Raw genomic sequence first — 21592 nt, 5'->3', positions numbered from 1 at the left:
TATCCTAAGGTTTTTATGGGTTAAAAAACCCATAAAAACCTTATATAAAACCCCTATTGTGATTAAAAATACACTAAATCTTGGTTTTCACATGTTTCATTTTCTGCCATAAGCGACAATAATTTTGTGCTCTCAAGGAAACTGTTTGCACTAGCTTCTAAGAGATCAGATTTTACTTTTGTAAGTTCACATTTAATCTGATCTATTTTCCCATTCAAATTTTTATGTGCATCTTCGACTAATTTATTCATTTCATCTTCTAAAAGTGTACTTACTTCTTTACTTTGTGTAGTGACAAGATCATTTATTTTGCTTGTAATTTCAGGTTTTATAAGGCTTTCAATTTTTTCTTCAGTATATTTTTTTACTTCTTCTTCTACCTGAATTTTTATTTCTGGCTTTAGCAAATCTGCAACTTCTGGTCCTACTTTTTTCACTGCTTTTTCAGCTGCATTTTTTGCTGCTTTTTCAGCGTTTGCTTCTACTGACTTTACTGTCTTATCAATTGAAGTCGATATTTTTTTTTCTATTTGATTAGCTTTTTCGCTAGCTATTTTGTTAGCTTTCTCTTCAGCTAAAGTTAGCATTTTTCCTTCTATTTTTTTTACTTCATCTTGAGCTGCTTTTCTAGCTTCTAGTTTTAAATCGTTACCCATTTTAGATATTACTTGATTCGCAGCTTCTTTTGCTGTTTTGCTTATACCAAGAATTTTATCAAACATTCCTGCACGATACACTTGAGAGCCGAAGTTTGATTCGTCAGCCAAATTTTTGTAATTGTATTCTTTCATAATGTACTCCTTAATTTAAAAACTATACTAACATTAATATACAAGTACAAAAATTATATTAATATTAGTATTGCTTTTCAGGGCAGTAGTATAAATTTATAGTACCTTTTGAAAAAATTCATGACTTGACGGCAAAGAGCATTATATTGGTATCATGACTGACTTGGAAAAGATGAGAGAAAAACTGCAAAATCAAATTAATTATCATAATATCTTATATTATCAAAAAAGTAAGCCAGAGATAAGTGATGCTGAATATGATGAACTGAAAAAAAAGTTAGCTGCAATAGAGCCAGAAGCTTATGCAACACAAGATAGTGTTGGTGCTCCGCCTGATGAGAGATTTTCTAAGGTGGAACATCAAGAACCTATGCTTTCTCTTGAGAATGCTTATGATGAACAAGGTGTAGAAAAATTTTTGTCTAAAATAAAGAGATTTTTAATTGCAGATGAAATAGAGATATTATGTGAGCCAAAAATTGATGGATTGTCATTTTCTGCAATTTATGAAGATGGGAAATTTGTTAAAGCTGCAACTCGAGGTGACGGTTTTGTAGGAGAGGATGTAACTCACAATGTTGCAACAATAAAAGGCTTTCCTAAGTTTTTACAAGATGTGCAAGGAAGACTAGAAGTAAGGGGTGAAATATATATCAGTAACAGCGACTTTTTAAAGTTAAATGAAAATAATGAATTCGCTAATCCTCGAAATGCAGCTGCTGGTTCTTTAAAGCAATTGAATGCGAACATTACAGCAAAAAGGCCTCTTAGATATTTTGCTTATTCTTTAATTGGTGGAATAGAGAAAAGTCAAAGTGAAGTACTAGAAAAACTTGAGAAACTTGGTTTTTGCGTAAATGAGCATCGTTCCTTAACAAGTAGTTTGAATGGAATGCTAAAGTTCTATAACGAGATCTATGATTATCGTTATAACTTGGATTATGATATCGATGGGATAGTCTATAAAGTGAATGATTTGGTGCTACAAAGTCGTCTGGGAAGTACACACAAAGCGCCACGCTCAGCGCTTGCATATAAATTTTCTGCGATTTATGCAAAGACAAAGTTAAATAAAATATTTATACAGGTGGGTAGAACGGGGGTTTTAACTCCAGTTGCAGATTTGGTACCAGTCAATATTGGCGGAGTGCTAGTTAGCAGAGCAAGTCTACATAACCAAGATGAGATAAAACGTAAAGACATAAGAGAAGGAGATGTTGTAACAATTAAAAGAGCTGGAGATGTAATTCCTCAAATTGTCAAAGTAGATGAAGGTTCTCGTCATGCAAATATGCCTGAATTTGTGTTTCCTGACATATGTCCTGAATGTGGTAGTAAAGTGCAGATTGAAGGAGTTGCAGTAAGATGTCCTGAAGAATTTAATTGCAAGGCTCAAATAGTAGAAAAACTAAAACATTTTGTGTCAAAAGATGCATTTGACATTGTTGGCCTTGGTGAAAAACAAATAAAGTTTTTTTATGATCTGGAACTAATAAGACAAATTCCAGACATTTTTATTTTAGAGGAAAGATTAAAAGAGTTTTCCTTAAAAGAGCATCATGGTTGGGGCGAGAAGTCAATAGCTAATCTATTAAGTGCTATACAAAGCAGAAGAGTAATCTCTCTAGATAGGTTCATATTTTCTTTGGGTATCAGATTTATCGGCCAAGTTGCAGCAGAATTGCTCGCAAATTATTATGTATCTTATGATAACTGGTATAATTCGATGTCATCAAATGATGTTGAGTTGGTAGGTATAGATGGTATAGGAGAAAAAGTAGCTGAATCTTTAAAATCGTTTTTTTCTCAGGAACGTAACATTAAAATGTTAAATGATCTTACTGCATATCTGCAAATTCTTCCCGTGAGCTCCAACTCTAGCGATTCTTTTTTGAATAACAAAATTATAGTGTTTACTGGTAAGCTACGTGCTATGAGCAGAGGGGAGGCAAAAGTAAGAGCTAAAGTTTTAGGGGCAAAGATCAGTTCAAGCCTTTCTACTAAAACTGACTATTTAATTGCAGGAGAAGATCCAGGTTCAAAATATAAAAAAGCAATGGAATTGGGTGTGGAAATTTTAGATGAAGAACAGTGGAACAAATTGTGCTAAACACAACTTAATCTGACGGGAATGAATTAACTGATAGAAGAATGGGAGTGTTAAATAAACTGTTTCAAATCGCATTTTTAGCTCAACTCAATTTTCAATCTACCAGGAAAGAAAATGTCGAGCTGGGATATGGTTAATGCCCAATCATGTACAGGCATAGTCCATTTCTCTCCTGCCTTCTTTATAGCACAATATACCTGTTTATACAAGGCATTTGTGCTAGTAAATGAGCCCTTAGTTTTAGTAAATTTTCTGATCTGTCTATGTAACCCTTCAATAGGATTTGTGGTATAAATTAATTTTCTTACAGGGCCGGAATATTTAAAATAACTAGACAGATTTTCCCAATTATTCTCCCAAAACTAAAGTATATTTTTCTCCCCATTTTTCCTCTAGCTCAAGCAAATAATTTTCGGCTATTTCTCTACTTGATATGTTTTTTTCAAATCATTCATGAAAACTTTTGCTCGATACATATTTCAGTGAATTTCTTATCTGATGTACTATACATTTCTGCTTTAGGAAATACGCTATTTATAGCTGTAGGAAAGCTTTTTAACACAAGCTATCAGAATATCATCTACTCCTCTCTCCTTTAGGTCATTTAGTACTCCCAACCAGAACTTCACTTTCAGCCAAATAAAAACCCAAAACTTCTTTTCTGCCATTTTGCTAATATGTTATACATACATTTTGATCAACGTGCTAACATAGAAGCTAAAGACGATGATGGATGGACACTTTTACACTATGCTGCATGGAAAGGCCGTAAAGAAATTGTTGAATTTCTTGTGAATGAAAAAGAAGCTAATATTAATGCTAAAGCTAATGGTGATAATAAAAAGCCTATACATGCTGCTGCTAAAGCAGGTTATAAAGATATAGTGGAATTTTTTCTTAGTAAAGGAATAGGAGTTGATGATGCTGATGATGATAAATGGATACCTTTACACTATGCTGCTCGTTATAATCACTTAGAGCTTTCTAAATTTCTCCTGGGTCAACATGCTAACATAGAAGCTAAAGACAATAATGGATGGACGCCATTGCACCGTGCTGCTGAGAGAGGCCATAAAGAGATTGTTAAATTTCTTGTGAATGAAAAAAAAGCTAATATTAATGCTAAAGATAATTGTAATAGTAAAAAACCTATACATGCTGCTGCTAAAGAAGGTTATAAAGATATAGTGGAATTTTTTCTTACTAAGGGGATGGGGATTGATGATACTGATGGTAATAAATGGACGCCTTTACACTATGCTGCATGGAAAGGCCATAAAGAGATTGTTGAATTTCTTGTGAATGAAAAAAAAGCTGATATTAATGCTAAAGTTATTTATGAAGGTAAAAAGTCTATACATATAGCTGCTCAAGAAGGTTATAAAGATATAGTGGAATTTTTTCTTAGTAAAGGAATAGGGGTTGATGATGCTGATAATGATAAATGGACACCGTTACACTATGCTGTTGCTTATAGCCATTTCGAGCTTTCTAGATTTCTCCTTGCTCAAGGAGCTACCATAGAAGCTAAAAATAAGGATGATAAAACATCTTTAGACTTAGCTCGCGAAAGAAATAACACGGGAATGGTACATCTTCTAGCGCAAGCAAAATTAGATAAAGACTTGAGAGTTGCAGTTATAAGAGGAAATCTCCAAACAGTTAAAAATCTTATTGAGCAAGGTGCTAACATAGAAACTAAAGACAAGGAAGAATGGAAACTTTTACACTATGCTGCTGTGAGAAACCATATAATGGTTGTTAAATTTCTTGTTGAGCAAGGAGCTAACATAGAAACTAAAGACGAGAAAGGACGGACGCCATTGCACCGTGCTGCTGAGAGAGGCCATAAAGAGATTGTTGAATTTCTTGTTGATCAAGGGGCTAGCATAGAAACTAAAAGTAAGGATAATAAAACACCTTTAGACTTAGCTCGCGAAAGAAATCACACAGAGATAGTAAATTTAATGCAAGCAAAATTAGACCAAAAACTGACAGCAGTTCCGAAAGAAAATCTCCAAACAGTTGAAAATCTTGCTAAGCAAAGTGCTAACGTAGAAGTTAAAGATATGGATATTTCCAATGACAATTTAAAAAGTGACAGAAGTGCTTCTTCTAATGATAGCTTAGAAAGTGACGGAGATACTGCTCCAGGTACGACTGTAAAAGAGGCAAAAGTAGAATCTTATGCTAAATCAAGAAAAGCACAAAGACAATAAGTTGAAAATGTGATGTAAAGGAGATAAGTGGGCATGTACAACCGAGACGGGGGTACATTAGCCCATCTCTTGATGTATTTGTGTAATCTTTTTCTCTTTTAGCAAATTTTGTAACTCACCTTTTTCATACATCTCGCGGGTTATGTCACAGCCACCAACAAACTCTCCCTTTATATATAATTGTGGAATTGTTGGCCAATCAGAGAAACTTTTTATGGACTGACGTATTTCATCATTCTCAAGTACGTTGATGCATTTAAACTTTACATTTAAGTTTTTGAGAATTGACACGACAAGTCCAGAGAATCCGCATTGAGGAAAATCAAAGGTGCCTTTCATATACAGCACTACGTCATTTTCTGCTATGTCTTTTTTTATTTCTTCAAAGTTATTCATAAATATCACCTTAATTTTAAGCTCCAGTTTCTAGTTGCAATGCATGTATAGACTGACCTTCAAGAGCTTTATATATCATTCTATGTTGTTCTATTTTTGTCTTTCCGGAAAAACACTTGGAAGTTATTTTTAAATGGTAATGATCATCATCTCCAGCAAGGTCCTTAATCTTTATATCAGCGTCAGGGAATGACTGTTTGATAATTTTCTCTAATTCATGAATTGTAATAGTCATTGGTTTATTTTAATTATAAGTCTAAAATATGCAATTGATTATTGTGAAGACAATAGATTCAGCGTGCTGAGAGCACTAGCAAGACGAGATTTTAATTGACTTGCATACTCATTCCAGTCCTCTATTTCCTTTCTTGCCACACCTGAGGTAACGGCAGCTTTTGCAACAGCAGGAGATACCATAGAAATTAATCTTGGATCAAATGGAGTAGGTATTATATATTCACGTCCATAGCTCATTTTACGACCGCCATAGGCTGCAGATATCTCATTTGGCACTGGCTCACGGGCAAGCTTCGCTATTGCAGCTGCAGCTGCAATTTTCATTTCTTCATTTATTGTCGTTGCATGTACATCAAGTGCTCCTCTGAATATATAAGGAAACCCCATTACGTTATTGACTTGGTTGTTATAGTCTGACCTACCAGTTGCAATTATTGCATCTGGCCTTACAGACTTTGCAAATTCAGGCCTTACTTCTGGATCAGGATTAGCAAGAGCAAAAATGATCGGGTCTTTACCCATGCTTTTTAACATCTCTTCGCTGAGCACATCCTTTGCAGAGAGTCCGATGAATACATCAGCGCCTTTTATGGCATCAAGTAGAGAACGTTCTTTAGTGTCAATTGCATATTTTCCCTTCCACTCATTCATGTCCTCTTTTCTGTCTTTGTGTATTACTCCTTGTTTGTCACATAGTACTATGTTCTTAGCGCCCATGGACTTTAGTATTTCCAAACACGCAATACCAGCTGCTCCAGCTCCATTCATGATGATCTTGACATTCTCTAATTTCTTTTCAGCAATATCGAGGGCATTTTCTATACCAGCTGCAACAATTACTGCAGTTCCATGTTGATCATCGTGAAAAACCGGAATATCCATCAATTCATTTAGACGTTTTTCTATTATGAAACAATCAGGAGATTTTATATCTTCTAAATTTATTCCCCCCCAACTTGGCCCAAGATACCTTACTGCATTGATGAAATTTTCTATATCTTCTGTGTCAACTTCTATATCGACTGCATCAATGTCAGCAAAACGCTTAAATAAAACAGCTTTGCCTTCCATGACGGGTTTTGAAGCAAGAGGACCGATATTGCCAAGTCCCAGCACTGCGGTGCCATTTGAAATGACAGCCACATAATTGCTTTTTGCCGTGTAATCATAAATAGCCTCAGGATTTTTAGCTATTTCAAGGCATGGAGCTGCAACGCCAGGGGAATAAGCAAGTGATAGGTCATGCTGTGTGGATAAGGGTTTTGTTGGTATAACCGATACCTTACCAGGTTTACCACCCCTATTATGATACTTCAGTGCTTCTTGTTTTGTGGTGTTATCTAAATCATTATTCATGCTTTGAGCTTATTGTTAGTAATTTCCTAAGTATATGGGGTTTTTATGAATGTTCAACTATTAGCTTGTGAACTCTATTGTACTTCTGTATAAATTTATCTACTACGTAGGGTGATGTGACATGCTTAAGAAAAACGTGCCTAATTTGCTAACAATTTCTCGTGCGCTCGCAATACCGGCAATAATATCAAGCTTTTATATAGAGAGTAAGTATGCAAGTCTAATAACAATATTGATCTTTATGTTTGCGTGCATTACAGATTTTTTTGATGGTTATTTAGCACGTGCATGGAAAGTCCAATCGAATTTTGGCAAGTTATTTGATCCAATTGCCGACAAGTTAGTAGTAGCTTCAACAATAATCATGCTAGTTTATAAGCACAAGATAGATGATATTACAATTATACCGTCAGTTATAATTGTTTGTAGGGAGATATTAGTTTCAGGTATGCGGGAGTTCTTGATAGCTACAAACGTTAGTTTACCTGTGAGTAAGGCTGGGAAAATTAAAACATTTTTGCAGATGGTTGCTATAGTAGCGTTAATAATGAGTGATTATGAAGCAACTAAATATATAGGTGTGGTTTGCTTATGGGCTGCGGCTGTTATGACTATGTGGTCAGGCTATAATTACGTTCTAGCTGGCATCAAACAGATTGACTAAATTGCTTAAGAGTATACAAAGAAAGTTAATAATTTCATAACATTGACTTAGTAATTAAAATCCTATATAATGTATTAGTTCATAAGTTGGTCTGTTCATATGACTAGTATTACAGGCACTAAGTTTTTTTTAAAAAGATCCAAAGGTAAAAAAGGTGCTAAAATGGAAGATTTTTTCTGGGATTTTTGGCCAACAGTTGATGAAGAAGTCAGAAAAGAAAGAGAGGAAGAAAAAAGCAAAAAGCTCGAACAAGAACTATTAACACTAAAAAAAAGAGAGCTACATAGGAAATGTGTATCATTGGTAACAATGGTTCCATTTGCATTATTGATGGCAATTGAGCTCGAAAAAACATGTAGCGATCAGGTATTACTTGGCCTTATAAGCAGCTCATTAGGCCATACTATATTACCTTTCACAGTCTTATCCCTTATTTGCACGCTATATTTAATTTATAATAATAGAAAAATAGCACAAAAAGAACGAGAATTGGAGAATATTGAAAGTGGGAAAACAGTAGAAAAAGAAAAGAGAGACCTTCCTTGTACCGTTGATGATTACTTTAACTATGCTGATGCTGCTTTAGTTACATTAGTTATTGTGGCTAGCATAGTAGGTGAAGCATTGGAGCAAGGAATAATAGGAGACGTAGCTTTTTCAATTTCTAGTCTATTTTACTTTGTAGCGAGTGCTACTTTCTGCTATCGCGAGTACAAGAAAAGTAAAAAATATGAAGTAGAAAAAGAGCAAGATTTTGATGAGAAATCTGAAAAAAAGACAAGCAATATGTCTGCAGCTAAGTTAATGCTCGCTGGTTCTTCTTTATTACTAATCAGGAGAATAATATTGATTTCTGGAGTAGCATTAGCATCATCTGCTGTTGGGCCTGCTTTAGGTCTGGTAGGTATTGCTCTTTTGATGGTAGGAAGTGGATTGATCACACATTCTTATAGTAGAAAGCTAGAGAACGTAGAAGTGAGTGGAAAGGGTGTTGCAATAGGTGGTGGTGCGAGCAATATAGGTAATGGTGGCCAAGAGCCGCTTTTCGTTCGATGATAATGCCAAAAATTTGTTTATTTAGGTAATATTTAGTCTATACTTTATTTTGATCAAAAAAAATCTTATGTATAAGACTTTAATCATATGCTTTTTTCTTCTGACTTGCCCCTTCACGCAGTCGTATGCGAATGATCTTGAACACACTGAAACTGAACTATATGAGGAGGCAGTTAAGCTTTATGATCAGAAAAAATATAAGCAAGCTATTAGAGCATTTCAAAAGATAGAGGATTTGTATCCTTTATCTTATTGGGCAATGAAAGCCAAATTATTGTCTGGGGTTTCTCACTATAATATGGGTAAATACAGCGGTGCTGCAAGTGATATGGATGATTATATATACGTTTATCCAAATGGTGAAGATTTGCCATATGTATATTACTTAAGAGTATTATCTTATTACATGCAAATTAACAAAGTGCAGCTTGGGCAACAAATTGCATATAAAACTTTAGAGCTAGCTACTGAATATATTAATCTTTTTCCGAATAGCGAATATATAGAAGAGATCAAAGAAAAAGAAAAATTAATCACAGAACATATATCAAAAAAAGAGTATTCTATTGGTGAATTTTACCTAAAGCGTGGTGAATATTTAGCAGCAATTAAGCGTTTTCAAGATATGATAAGCAATAAAGATTCTAAATATTCTTCTAGAGTTATTAGTTATTTAATAACAGCTCACTTAGCTCTTGGCCTTGACTTAGAAGCTGAGCAGTATGAAAATATGTTAGTAGAAGGGGTGAATTAGTTTTCTTATGGCTGGTCATTCACAGTTTTCAAATATAAAACATCGAAAAGGTGCTCAGGATGCAAAGCGCTCGCAAAAATTTACGAAGCTCATTAGGGAAATAACAGTTGCTGCAAAACAAGGGCTACCTGATCCCGAGCTTAATCCACGTCTTCGCTCTGCTATCTTTTCTGCACGAAAGGAAAATCTACCAAAAGATAAAATAGAAACAGCAATAAAAAATGCAGCTGGTAACGTTGCTGGAGAAAGTTATGAAGAAATACAATATGAAGGCTGCGGACCTTCTGGTGCTGCACTTATTGTCCATGCTCTGACAAATAATCGCAACCGAACTGCTTCTGAGATACGTTATATCTTTTCTCGCAAAGGCGGTAATTTGGGAGAAACAGGATGTGTGAGTTACCTTTTCGATCATGTAGGCTTAATTGTCTATAAAGCAGAGGGTATAAATTTTGAAGATTTATTTAACTATGGAATTGAATTAGAAGTATTGAATGTTGAGGAAAATAACAAGGAAGAATTATATGTTATAACTTGTGAAGTGAAAGATTTTGGTAGAGTGCGTGATGCTTTCTATACAAAATTTGGAGAACCAGAACTTGCTCGTCTTTCATGGCAACCAAAGGACCTGATTGAAGTGAGCGACAAAGAATTAATTGATAAATTATCTACATTAGTTGAAGAGCTAGAAGATAATGATGATGTGCAGTATGTTGAAGGTAATTTTATTTTTGCTGATAAACTATGAGGCTGGTAATACTTCCACTGCTTTGTATTTTACCAGCATATGCAACTGAAACATTTGCGCAGAAATACTATTGTCATTCCAGTGCCCAGACACTGGAAATTGATTGTAAACAGCACGCTATACAACATTTTCGATTAAAAAACTGTTCAAGCACTGGAATAACAGAAAGCAACCTAAACCACTTTCCAGCGTTACTTCAGCACGGGATCAGGAAAAAAAAAGCTGCTTTGGTGACAGAAAGTGATAGAAAGTTGTTATTCATATCCAGTGACATAAAATCCTCTTTTTTTGACGCAGAAGGTTTGGCGCCAAATACAGTAATGAGATTAATCGACATATATAAAGGTTATGGTGTAGATTTTAAAAAAGACATTGTGCCCAAAAGCAAATTGGAGGTGCTGTGTGAAAAATCACTCAGTAATCAGAAGGCTGAAGAAAAAATTTTATATACTTCACTGACAACAGATAAAAAGGTCATTAGCTTGTATCATTATGAGTCACAAGAAGCAAAAGAAGTGTATTTTAATAAAGAGGGGGTAAGCTTGAAGAGTAGCGAAATTTTTATAAATCCTTTAAACGGAGATTTTCGTATATCCTCGAATTTTGGTAATAGAAAGCATCCCATTCATGGTAAAATTGCTTTTCATAAAGGAGTAGATTATGCAGCTAAACTTGGCACTCCTATACACGCCACTGCAGAAGGTGTAATAGAATATATAGGAAAGAATGGTGGCTATGGGAATTACATCAAAATAAAGCACAACAATAAATATTCAACTTGTTACGCACATATAAGCAAATTTAGTAGCGATGTAAAGTTAGGCTCTAAAGTAAAGCAGGGACAAATCATTGCTTATGTTGGCAGCACTGGTGTTGCAACAGGACCTCATTTACATTATGAAGTTATATATAATGGTAAACATATTGATCCGCTTACGATAGCTCATGGCAATGAGATAAAGTTGCCTGATCGTGAATTAAGAGAGTTTAAATTATTTGTAAGTAAGGTAGATGAAATAATCAGCAGAGAGGGTGCAAGTGAAAAAGCAATCTGATGAAGACAGTACAGATAAAAATACAATAAATGATAGAAATCTAAGTAAAATTCGGGCTTTTCCTGTACTAATAGCGCTAGGGTTAATTTTATTGGTACTTTTTGTGTATGACAGCACAATTGCACTTGGAGTTGCTGCTGTTTCAATATTGACTTTTTCTCAAGGATTTTTCGTTAATGATCCTAATGAAGCAAGAGTGATAGAGTTTTTTGGTCATTATATTGGAACTTATTTTAAGTCTGGAATATGCGTAACGCTTCCATTTTCGAGTAAATATAGAGTTTCTTTGAAATTTCAGAATATCAATACAGAAAAAATTAAAGTTAATGATGCTAATGGAAGTCCGATAGAGATTTCAGTAGTAATTGTTTGGAGAGTGAGCAGTCCTGCGAAGGCATATTATAATGTTAATAATTATCATGATTTTGTTTTTGTGCAAAGTGACTCGGTAATTAGAGAACTGGCAAGTAATTATCCGTATGATAGCGAAAACGATGAGGAATCTTTGCGTAAAAATTCTGATAAAATTTCAAATGAATTGAGATCAATGCTACAACAAAGATTGAATATTGCTGGAATTGAAATTACAGAAGCGAGAATATCGCATTTGGCGTATTCATCTGAGATTGCACAAGCAATGCTGAGACGTCAACAAGCACATGCCATCACCTCTGCAAGAAGGCATATAGTGCAAAATGCAATAGGAATTATCGAAGAAGTAATAGCCCATTTTGAAAAAAATAAAAGCTTACAATTGGATGGAAAACAAAAGGTTCAATTGATAAACAATTTGCTAGTTGCTCTGATCTCTGAGCAGGATGCACAGCCGACTATTAGTTTGGATAATAATTAGCATAGAAGCCGATTGGGTTTCATGAATGCAAGTCACTGTTAATTTCTTGATTAATAGACTAAATGATGTTATAAATTACACGCATTAGGGGTGCTCTAAAAAAGCTGAGAGTACATAAAGTACAACCCTTTGAACCTGATCTTGTTAAAACAAACGTAGGAAAATGTATGTATATAAATATTGAAGAATGCTTTGGCTTCATCGCGTTCATTACATCTCTCATTGGGTTATTGCCTCAAGTATATAGAGCATATATCACAAAACTTACTCGTGACGTATCGATGCTAATGTTGGTGAATTATCTTATTTGTTCATCATCTTGGCTTATTTACGGTATTTGTCAGGGTTTAACTTTTGTGATACTCAGTAATATTGCTGGATTAGTGATCAGTATAATATCAATTGTTCAAAAATGTTACTACGATGCAAAAACTGCACGAAGCGTTTTATAACCATATGCTACATTGTAGCGTGGAGCAAGAATATCGTTCTATTGTAGTACTAAATGGAGAAATACCTGATTCATCGTTTTTTAAACAAGATATACCTGTTATTGCTGTAGATGGAGGAGCAAATAAGCTTCTATCAATTGGCGTAAAACCTGATCTTGTAATAGGAGATTTGGATAGTATAAATCCGAATTTACGTGCTAATTTAAATACAGTATATCTACCTGATCAAGATTATTGCGACTTTTCTAAAGCAATGGCTCACTTAAAAACAGTAAAGTTATTGCCATCAATAGTAACGGGTATTACTGGAGGAGCAATTGATCATATACTACAAAATATTAACTTTTTTTTAAGTACAGATAGTATCTTTTATATGCCTTCGCCTCCCATGGTGGGGTACGCCTTACAAAAAGGTATTAGCTATTTTTCCTCTTTGCTAAAAAATACTAAAATATCCTTACTTGGTATACCGAAAGCTCAAATATCAACTAAAGGATTACAATGGGAACTGTACCTTAGTAACCTTGCTTTTCCAGGAAAGAATTCTTGCTTTAATCGAAGTTTAGGCAATGAGTTATCTATAGAAATACACAGCGGCGTGTGTTTAGCAATGATATATTTAGAAGCAGTAAATGATGATGGTGTGTATTGAGTTAAAACATTAAGAAAAAAAAAGTAGAAAAACCGTGTTAACACTAATTCTAAAAACTACAGGCGCCTGTTGTTAGCTAAAGTAAAGGTCAAATATCTGGAATTCTGGACATAAAATCCTCCTGTATAAAAAAGATTCAGAATGTACACACAACAGATGTGGCTGAATTTTTATTGAAAAATTGGTTAAAAGGTGGGAATGTTCAAAAAAGTGTGTCAAACCGAGAAATAAAAATAAAATAGAAACAAAAAATAGAGGTTTGATATATGAGTTACAAAATAGAAAATGGAACGACTGGCCTGGTAGATTACAAAGAGCTGGAAGCAAATATACTGTCATCAATAAGGGAAGGTAAACCATTGATGGGGAGAGATGGAGCATTAACACCATTTGTAAAAAGGCTGCTGGAAGCAAGTCTAGAAGGTGAAATAGAGCATCATTTATCCAATGAAAGAGAAGAAAAGAATCGAAGAAACGGAAAGAATGGCAAAACTTTGAAGACGAGTATTTGAACTATTGACACCAAGAGATAGAGAGGGAAGTTTCGAACCACAGATAGTGAAAAAAAGGCAAACAAGCTTACATCCAGAACTTGAAACAAAGGTCTTGAACATGTTTGCAAGCGGTGTGGGATACAGGGATATAGCATCCTATGTGGAAGAAATCTATGACCATAAAATATCTGCAGCAGAGATATCTGGAATTACAGATAAATTACTGCCTATAATCAATGAATGGAGGAGTCGTCCCCTACAATCAGTATACCCGATAGTATTTATGGATGGGATGTTTTTTAAGGTCAAAGAGAATGGACATTGCATAAGTAAATGCATGTACAATATATTAGGAATAGACCAAAATGGCAGAAAAGAAGTACTGGGTTTTTACTTAGCAGAAAGTGAGGGAGCTAACTTCTGGCTAGGCGTATTAAATGACTTAAAAGAGAGAGGAGTAGAAGACATTTTGATAGCTTGTGTTGACGGTCTGAAAAGCTTCCCTACAGCTATAAATAGCGTATTTCCCAATGCTGAGGTACAGTTATGCATTGTGCACCAAATAAGAAATTCACTAAAATACGTATCCAGCAAAGATATAAAAGTTTTTATGAATGATTTGAAAAAAATATACCGTGCTACAAGTAGAGAAATCGCCGAAAATTATTTACTTGAACTGGAGGAAAAATGGGGTGAAAAATATCCTTTAGTCATAAAATCGTGGCAAAACAATTGGGAAAATTTGTCTAGTTATTTTAAGTATTCTGGCCCTGTTAGAAGGCTAATTTATACCACCAATCCAATTGAGGGGTTGCACAGACAAATCAGAAAATTTACTAAAACCAAAGGTTCATTTACCAGTACAAATGCCTTGTACAAATTGGTATATTGTGCTATAAAAAAGATAGAGCAAAAATGGGCTATGGCTTTGCCTAATTGGGCTCTAACTATATCTCAACTTGATATCTTTTTTCCTGATAGGTTAAAAATTGAGTTGAACTAAAAATTCGCTTTGACACACTTTTTTGAACATTCCCGATATTCTAGTAGATGTTCTACTCCTGTCTGATGCCACCTTGCATTTTGAGTTTAGTTAGAATATCAACTAAAGTTTATCACTGGTAAAATTGTGATAAGTGTTCTCCTCTACAGGTAAGACAATTTTAATCAATATATACAAGACTGCTGAAGTTTTGTATATGGGTGATGAGCAATTTACTTAATAAATATAATACATTTTATTTTATAGCTAGTTCTCTGGCTACTCTCACGTTACTTACATCTTTAGCGCTTATTAATGTACCTAGTTCTTTAATTCTCGCTTTAGCTGTATTATCTGTTTTGGCTTTTATGATTTTGTATAAAATAATTATTGACACTAGTAAAGTGGAGAAGAAATTTGCTCACAAAGAGCGTGAGTTGACTCAAGAAAAGCACAATTTATACGAGGAAGAAAGAAAATTTGGTCAAAAAATAGAAGCTGAGAGGAAATCTTTTCTTAAAGAAAAAAAATCTTTGGAGGAGAAATTAGAAGCAAAAATGATCCATATAATTGGAATAACAGACGAATTAGAAAAAGTAACGAAGGAGAAAGATGAGCTTGCTGCACAAGAAAAAGAACTACTCCATAAAATCTCATATTTGTGTAAACAGTTACAGGAAAAAGAAGCTAATCTAACTGAGAGGAAAAAACTTATAATCGAATTGAAAAGAAAAATAGACAATGATAAATATGAGGAATTATATAAGGAAGTAGAGAAATTATCTAAAGAAAAAGAGGAGTTATCTAAGGAAATAGACAAATTACGTAAAGAGAAACATATACTATATATGAAAAAAGAAGAATTACATAAAAGAAGAACTTTGTGTGAAATTAGATGAATTACAATGTAAATTTAAAGAAATTGATCAGAAAAATAAAAACTTATCTCAAGAGTTAAAAAGGAAATTTGAAGAGCTAGATAAAGCAGACGGTTTAATTAAAAATCAATCTTTTGAGTTAGACAGAATAAGACAAGATTGTAATAACGAAGTGAAAAATTTAAGAAATTCACTTTTAGAGCGAGACAGTCAAATAAAACAACTTCAATATGTGATAGATAAGATAGAAGAATCGATAAGAGAAAATGAAACAATTAAAGATTATAGCAAAAAAATAATATTAGGGGAGACTCAGAAAATAAAATTTATATTAGGGCAGCTTGTGCAATTCAAGCCAATGAAAGGTTCCAAAACATCGGAGGAAACGTCTGATTCTTTACAGGAAGATCTTGGATATGCCAGTCGTTCACCCACTCCGACCAGATTATCGTGTTCAGTGTCTGTACAAAGCATTGCAAGTGGACCAATCCCTGAATATGGATTGTAAAATGCAACAATTACTCTTATTATAAAAAAAATTATACAAGATAATGAACCCAATAATATGCGCACTGGATACACAAGATTTGAATGAAGCCATATCTTGGGCTAATGGTCTGCGTGATAAGGTTGGCATGGTAAAACTTGGGTTAGAATTTTTTGCTGCACATGGTCCTTCTGGAGTGAGAGAAGTTGCAAAATGCAATGTACCAATTTTTTTAGATCTAAAATTGTATGATATTCCAAACACTGTAGCTAGAACAGTTGAAGCAATAAAAGCTCTAGATGTTGAAATGCTAACATTGCATATCAGTGGTGGAACAAAAATGCTTAAAGAAGCACTAAGTATAGTGCAAGGAAAGAAAATAAAGCTAATTGGAGTAACAGTACTAACTAGTATGGGCAATGAAGATCTGAGTGAACTCGTAGTAGCAAGGGAAGCAAAATCACAGGTAATTTTGCTAGCAAAGCTTGCAAAAAAGATTGGACTACATGGAGTAGTTTGCTCTGCACTAGAAGCTCAAGAAGTGCGCCAAGAATGTGGTAAAGACTTTAAAATTATTACTCCAGGAATCCGTATGAATCGAGGTCATGATGATCAAAAAAGGACAGCAACACCAAAAGAAGCAATAAATTCAGGAGCTGATTATATCGTAATTGGCAGACCAATTACAAAAAGCGGCAATCCCGCAAGTAGTGCAGAATTAATATTGAAATCCCTTACTGATTGAAGCAGGAGAGCGGCAAGGTAGATAAGGTACCATAGAATAAAAGCAACAAACGGTATGTATCCGTTCAGCAGGGTGGCAAAACAAGGTAGACGAGAAAAGATAACTAAATGGGTGTCATCCTAGTGCTTGACACTGGGATCCAGATATAAAAAGTATTTGCAAATTATGCAGTAAACAATAGTCCTTAAGGACATATGTCAAAAACAATGTCCAAAAACTAGATCCCAGTGTCAAGCACTGGGATGACATCATAGACACGCAAAGCTACTTGTTTCGAAAACAGTATGTTAAACTAATTTTGCCTCGAACACAAAGGCAGTGCTTGACACTGTTTACTATGCAAATTGCCACAATGTTCGTACAGCTGTGACTGAAATGATAAAAAGAGGATAATTAAAGGATACCATTTATTGTTTTGGCAAATTTGTACAGCTACGTACTTTATTTGCACATTCTTCTGAACAGATACGCAGCGAAAAAAAAATGCTTGACACAAAAAAATGGATGCTGTATAGTGCTAACAATTAAGTATAATACTTAGCGTGGTGTAATACTACACTGCTTTTTTTACTTCAACAAGTAATCAGTATCATTTTTCTCTCGTTACCAAGCGCCTTACGTTTATTTGTATCTACCATGAAGCCAATGCTGGAATCCAGAAAAAAGACCGGTGAATGGCAGGCACGAGCATTATACGTATACAGTTGTATGAACGTTGTTTACCATGAGGGCGCCTCCCAGCACTGGGATCCATATTGTAAACAAGCGTTTGAGTTATACTAAGCTGCCATTCACCGGTCTTTTTTCTGAATGCAGTTTGCATAACAACGAAAAGGTACTGAGATTAAAGATTACCTTCAAATTACAATACTATTCTAATTTTATTTTTAAAGGAGGCTATTATGTCACTTACTGATATCGCTCACCGTGTTAATGAACTCGCTTCATCATGGGAGCAATTTAAATTAATAAATGATCGCAAACTAAAAGAAATCGAAAGCAAAGGACCTGAGCAGCTATGCAAGATAAATAGTAATATTGATAATTGCAAAGAGCGCTTAGATTTTATTGAAACTTCAGCTCAACGTCCAGAAATTAGCACAGATTTTAACATGGGTGATAAATATTTTTCTGATTATATCCGCAAAGGAATGGAAAGTAGGTTATCACATAAAACCCTAAGTGGAGATGACAATGATATTGGAGGGTATTTAGTTACTCCTCACATTGTAAAACGGATAAACAAGCGTATAGCTGATTCATCTCCAATGCGGCAAATATGTTCTAGTCAAAGAATCTCTACTGAAACATTGGATTATATTATAGAAGATTGTGACCGTGCTGGTGCAGGTTGGAGTGGTGAAGTCGTAGAGGACGAAGATGGTGGCTATAAATCCAAGTATGATTTTGCACAAGACACAAGTACACCTAAAATTCAAAAGATTTCCATCACAACTTATGAGCTCTATGCTCAGCCGCAAATATCACAAAAATTGCTCGATGATGCATTTGTCAATGTTGAAAATTGGCTTGTAGAAAAGGTTGCCGAAACTTTCAGTAAGAAGGAGAATGAAGCCTTTATTAAAGGTGATGGCACTTTTCAACCTAAAGGAATTTTAACTTACGAAAATGGAAATGGTCATAATAAGATAGAGCAAATTAAAGCTGATAAGCTAGACAGCGACGCCATAATGATATTGTACTACTCTCTAAATGAACATTACTCTAAAAATGCATCATTTTTGATGAACAGGAGTACATTAAAGGACGTGAGGCTACTAAAATCTGAAACAGGTCAGTATCTTTGGCAGCCGAGTTTATCGCTTGAAACACCAGATACTTTGATGGGAATACCAGTATATCAATCTGCTGATATGCCACCTACAGTCATTGCAGTAGCAGATTTTAAACAAGCTTATAAGATCGTGGATAACAGAGGAATGAGAATATTGAGAGACCCTTATACAAACAAACCTTATGTTAGATTTTTTGTCACTAAGCGTGTTGGCGGGGAAGTTGTCAACACCAGCGCTATTAAATTGTTGAAAATTGCAAGCAAGTACTAAAATTTTTATGAAATAATTGACATATTATACTTTTTATGTAATAATTAAATTATTATTAACTTAAGGAGTAAAATATGTTAAAAAAAATAAAAAACTTTTTTCAGTCGATTGCAGGAAAAATTGCATCAGGCTGGAACAGCATTAAAAACTTGTGGTCTAGTAAACCGCAAAAAAATAGTGTAATTGAACTAGTGAAGGGTGAATCCAATCATTGGGGTGTTATTAAAGAAAATGGTAATAAGCAGTTAGTACTGCATACAAACAAAAAGAATGTACCAGAAATTATAGATGGGAGCGGTATTAATTCTAAAGATCCATCAAGATATCATATAAATGTCAAATCTGACGAAGCTATATTCGAAATTGTTTATAGCAAACTTGTTGTCATGAACGATAGTTCGGTATCCTTTATAGTGAACTCGGTATATGATAATAAAACTTTGTCTTGTGAGTTAGAAGGAATGAAAAAGATGTTGGGTTTAAATAGTAAGCGTACAGTTGTTACTATAGATAAAATATCTCAGAAACCTGAAGTTGTAAGTTCTACATCTAAAGTGCCTGCAAGTGATAGCAAGGTACTAAGCTCAGAAGCTGGTAAACCTAGTAAGGTGCTAGATAAGCCAGCTATAAATTCATCAACACCTATTATGCCACCTTTCTAAAGAGTATCTTTTCTTCACAAAAGAGCATCTTCTTTGGTGCTCTTTTTTCTTTATAAGTTTTCTCCATAGGAGAAAATTGACAAATTAAACTTTATATATAATAATTAAATTATTAATTTAAGGAGTAAAGTATGTGGGAAAGTATAAAAAAATTTTTTAAGTGGATTGCTGATCGTAGAGGAATTTCATGGATTGCAAGAAAAATTTCATCAGGTTGGAATTGGTTATTTAGCAGTAAAGCAAATACTGCTCAAGAAAATATATCACCAAAGAGACCTTCAGATGAGAATGTAAATAAAAGTCCAACTGTTAGCACCCCTATGCAAAATGAGACTGAAGAACCTGTATCTAAAACAGGTACAAACGTCGAGCCAGCAGAAAATTTTCCAGAAAAATCAGAACAACCAAGAAGGCACGTAAATCCTAATAAACCTAATGTTATTCAACAAAGCACAAAGCCAGAGAGTTATTTTGAATTTATCGATAACAAATTACTATTTGTTATAACAAACGAGAATTATAAACGTCTTGAAGAAAAATGTAAAAATGAAGACAAAAATGGTAAAGTTATACCTGGAGAATTTCGTATATTTGTAGAGTGTGAAAGTAACAAGTTTTGTATTACTGGCCCTTATAGTTCATGTCAAGATGTAGATGATGGAAAGAAATCTGTATCCATAACTTCAGTGAAGAAACAGCATGACAAGGGAACTATTTCAAAAGACCCATTAGAAATGATGTATAAAGTAGGCTTGGATGAGAACAAAAAGCTTGTTAAAATAACTAGAATGTCCAAAAAGCCATTTGAAATTACAACACCTAATCTTCCAGAACTTGTTGCTAATGAGCCTAAAGGAGTAGGTTATATTGAACTTGAAGATAATTGCTTATGGTTAAATTTAGAAAAGGGTACAAAAGTTAAGGATTATAAATATAGTTTAACCGAGGACGGACTTTCTCCTCAGCTTCTTGTATATCTAAGGTGTGATAAAGGAGAATATCGCATTACTGGTAGTGGTAATAATTACAATGGCGTTTCTGAATATGTACTTGTACAATCAGTACTAAAGAAGAAAGAAGATGGTAATTATATAGATGGTGATAGAATATTAGTTCAAGACAATAATATTGAGCATGTGAAAAAAATGTTAGGATTGGAAAATGGTGTAACAAAGGTTAAAGTAGATAGTATATCTAATCAGCCGTTTGAAGGTACAGCGTTGGAGCAGCATAATCTTAATCCTACTACGGCACAACAAATGGTTAACAATAAGGAAGTGACTACTGAATCAGAGGAGTTTTATGATGAAGAAGTTACACAACCAAGTCCAACAATTGGAGTATCATCAACAGAGAGACATTATGTCACTAATCCCAGTGTAAATGGAAACGGTTCTTGTTAAAACAAACCCTTCAAAAGGAGCACCTCCTTTGGTGCTCTTTTTTTCTTTATATGTTCTCTATAAGAAAAGTTGACAGATTATGCTTTGTATATAATAATATAAATTATTAATTTAAGGAGTAAAATATGTTTAAAAAAATAAAAAACTTTTTTAAGTGGATTGCTGATCACATAGGAATTTCATGGATTGCAAGAAAAATTTCATCAGGCTGTAAGCGGCTGTTTGGTGGTAAAAAAAGTGAAACAAGTGTTGCGAAACAAAGCATATCACAGCAAGGACAATCTTCAGGTAAAACTACTATTGAAGAAAAAAACAAGAGTTAATAAATGCTTTTACTGCATCTCTTTCTAAGTTTAGAGAAGATTTATCTGATCTTACTCTGAGGAAGTGACTACTGAATCAGAGGAGTTTTATGATGCAGAAGTTACATAACCAAGTTCAACAACTCGAGCACTAGCAACAGAAAGACATTGTGTCTCTAATCCGAGTATAGTAGGAAACGGTTATTATTAAAACAAATCCTTCACAAAAG

21 protein-coding genes, 2 pseudogenes and 1 riboswitch are annotated in these 21592 nt (G+C 34.2%); of the genes and pseudogenes, 18 read left to right on the top strand and 5 right to left on the bottom strand.

What is annotated here, in order from left to right; genetic code table 11:
* Nucleotides 1–62 precede the first annotated feature (62 nt).
* Nucleotides 63–791 carry a hypothetical protein gene (locus ACQH21_RS02695; protein ID WP_425384448.1) on the bottom strand — a complete coding sequence of 243 codons (729 nt, stop codon included), beginning with the start codon at nt 789–791 and terminating at the stop codon, nt 63–65.
* Nucleotides 792–945: 154 nt separating this feature from the next.
* Here ACQH21_RS02695 and ligA point away from each other — a divergent pair, with 154 nt between their 5' ends.
* Entirely contained in the window at nt 946–2901 is a 1956-nt protein-coding gene (gene ligA / locus ACQH21_RS02690) for an NAD-dependent DNA ligase LigA (protein WP_425384447.1), read from the top strand.
* Nucleotides 2902–2978: 77 nt separating this feature from the next.
* Here ligA and ACQH21_RS02685 read toward each other — a convergent pair.
* Nucleotides 2979–3598 (bottom strand): annotated as a pseudogene (locus ACQH21_RS02685) (IS256 family transposase); the annotation flags it as partial.
* Here ACQH21_RS02685 and ACQH21_RS02680 point away from each other — a divergent pair.
* A complete protein-coding gene (locus ACQH21_RS02680) occupies nt 3579–5120 on the top strand; it encodes an ankyrin repeat domain-containing protein (RefSeq protein WP_425384446.1) in 1542 nt (513 codons plus the stop codon). The pseudogene ACQH21_RS02685 and the gene ACQH21_RS02680 sit on opposite strands and share 20 nt — an antisense overlap.
* A gap of 57 nt (nt 5121–5177) precedes the next feature.
* Here ACQH21_RS02680 and grxD read toward each other — a convergent pair whose 3' ends face one another.
* The 3 genes from grxD to ACQH21_RS02665 are packed head-to-tail and all read right to left on the bottom strand — an operon-like array spanning nt 5178 to nt 7109.
* On the bottom strand, nt 5178–5516 hold the full coding sequence (grxD, locus tag ACQH21_RS02675; RefSeq protein ID WP_425384445.1) for a Grx4 family monothiol glutaredoxin: 339 nt from the start codon (nt 5514–5516) through the stop codon (nt 5178–5180).
* Between the two features lie 16 nt (nt 5517–5532).
* Nucleotides 5533–5751, bottom strand: coding sequence for a BolA/IbaG family iron-sulfur metabolism protein (locus ACQH21_RS02670; RefSeq protein WP_264377690.1), 219 nt, complete (start codon nt 5749–5751; stop codon nt 5533–5535).
* 38 nt (nt 5752–5789) lie between these two features.
* The gene (locus ACQH21_RS02665) at nt 5790–7109 is read right to left on the bottom strand and encodes a malic enzyme-like NAD(P)-binding protein (RefSeq protein ID WP_425384444.1); all 1320 of its coding nucleotides are present in this window, start codon (nt 7107–7109) and stop codon (nt 5790–5792) included.
* A 121-nt stretch (nt 7110–7230) separates the two neighbouring features.
* Between ACQH21_RS02665 and pgsA the strand changes: the two genes are divergently transcribed.
* The 16 genes and pseudogenes from pgsA (at nt 7231) to ACQH21_RS02585 (ending at nt 21383) form a co-directional block, all read left to right on the top strand.
* Nucleotides 7231–7773 carry a CDP-diacylglycerol--glycerol-3-phosphate 3-phosphatidyltransferase gene (gene pgsA / locus ACQH21_RS02660; RefSeq protein ID WP_010404788.1) on the top strand — a complete coding sequence of 181 codons (543 nt, stop codon included), beginning with the start codon at nt 7231–7233 and terminating at the stop codon, nt 7771–7773.
* A gap of 99 nt (nt 7774–7872) precedes the next feature.
* Nucleotides 7873–8829 (top strand): hypothetical protein, encoded by a 957-nt coding sequence (locus ACQH21_RS02655; RefSeq protein WP_006012402.1) that lies wholly within the window; start codon nt 7873–7875, stop codon nt 8827–8829.
* A 67-nt stretch (nt 8830–8896) separates the two neighbouring features.
* Nucleotides 8897–9583 carry an outer membrane protein assembly factor BamD gene (gene bamD, locus ACQH21_RS02650; RefSeq protein ID WP_264375545.1) on the top strand — a complete coding sequence of 229 codons (687 nt, stop codon included), beginning with the start codon at nt 8897–8899 and terminating at the stop codon, nt 9581–9583.
* Nucleotides 9584–9590: 7 nt separating this feature from the next.
* Nucleotides 9591–10331: a YebC/PmpR family DNA-binding transcriptional regulator gene (locus ACQH21_RS02645; protein ID WP_264687196.1), complete on the top strand. Its 741-nt coding sequence runs from the start codon at nt 9591–9593 to the stop codon at nt 10329–10331.
* Nucleotides 10328–11386 carry a M23 family metallopeptidase gene (locus tag ACQH21_RS02640; RefSeq protein WP_425384443.1) on the top strand — a complete coding sequence of 353 codons (1059 nt, stop codon included), beginning with the start codon at nt 10328–10330 and terminating at the stop codon, nt 11384–11386. Before ACQH21_RS02645 ends, ACQH21_RS02640 begins: the two co-directional genes overlap by 4 nt.
* Nucleotides 11370–12239 (top strand): SPFH domain-containing protein, encoded by an 870-nt coding sequence (locus ACQH21_RS02635; protein ID WP_264687197.1) that lies wholly within the window; start codon nt 11370–11372, stop codon nt 12237–12239. The genes ACQH21_RS02640 and ACQH21_RS02635 overlap by 17 nt, the downstream gene beginning before the upstream one ends.
* Before the next feature lie 76 nt (nt 12240–12315).
* A riboswitch (TPP riboswitch) is annotated at nt 12316–12418 on the top strand.
* Nucleotides 12407–12691, top strand: a complete 285-nt coding sequence (locus tag ACQH21_RS02630; RefSeq protein ID WP_017532519.1) for a SemiSWEET family sugar transporter — start codon at nt 12407–12409, stop codon at nt 12689–12691. (Overlaps the previous riboswitch by 12 nt.)
* Nucleotides 12663–13343 carry a thiamine diphosphokinase gene (locus ACQH21_RS02625; RefSeq protein WP_319606746.1) on the top strand — a complete coding sequence of 227 codons (681 nt, stop codon included), beginning with the start codon at nt 12663–12665 and terminating at the stop codon, nt 13341–13343. Before ACQH21_RS02630 ends, ACQH21_RS02625 begins: the two co-directional genes overlap by 29 nt.
* 266 nt (nt 13344–13609) lie before the next feature.
* A pseudogene (locus tag ACQH21_RS02620) lies at nt 13610–14840 on the top strand (IS256 family transposase).
* Nucleotides 14841–15193: 353 nt separating this feature from the next.
* Entirely contained in the window at nt 15194–15718 is a 525-nt protein-coding gene (locus ACQH21_RS02615; RefSeq protein WP_425384442.1) for a hypothetical protein, read from the top strand.
* Entirely contained in the window at nt 15705–16205 is a 501-nt protein-coding gene (locus ACQH21_RS02610) for a hypothetical protein (protein ID WP_010401397.1), read from the top strand. The genes ACQH21_RS02615 and ACQH21_RS02610 overlap by 14 nt, the downstream gene beginning before the upstream one ends.
* A gap of 43 nt (nt 16206–16248) precedes the next feature.
* Entirely contained in the window at nt 16249–16929 is a 681-nt protein-coding gene (gene pyrF / locus ACQH21_RS02605) for an orotidine-5'-phosphate decarboxylase (RefSeq protein ID WP_425384441.1), read from the top strand.
* 902 nt (nt 16930–17831) lie between these two features.
* A complete protein-coding gene (locus ACQH21_RS02600; RefSeq protein WP_425384440.1) occupies nt 17832–18995 on the top strand; it encodes a phage major capsid protein in 1164 nt (387 codons plus the stop codon).
* A gap of 74 nt (nt 18996–19069) precedes the next feature.
* A complete protein-coding gene (locus tag ACQH21_RS02595) occupies nt 19070–19657 on the top strand; it encodes a hypothetical protein (protein WP_425384439.1) in 588 nt (195 codons plus the stop codon).
* Nucleotides 19658–19788: 131 nt separating this feature from the next.
* A complete protein-coding gene (locus tag ACQH21_RS02590; RefSeq protein WP_425384438.1) occupies nt 19789–21060 on the top strand; it encodes a hypothetical protein in 1272 nt (423 codons plus the stop codon).
* Nucleotides 21061–21185: 125 nt separating this feature from the next.
* Nucleotides 21186–21383 (top strand): hypothetical protein, encoded by a 198-nt coding sequence (locus tag ACQH21_RS02585; protein WP_149168885.1) that lies wholly within the window; start codon nt 21186–21188, stop codon nt 21381–21383.
* Nucleotides 21384–21592: the final 209 nt, after the last annotated feature.

Source organism: Wolbachia endosymbiont (group B) of Eupithecia inturbata, assembly GCF_964030915.1.
Lineage (GTDB): Bacteria > Pseudomonadota > Alphaproteobacteria > Rickettsiales > Anaplasmataceae > Wolbachia.
Note: the sequence above shows the minus strand (reverse complement) of the source record. Positions and strands in the feature narration are given on the sequence as shown.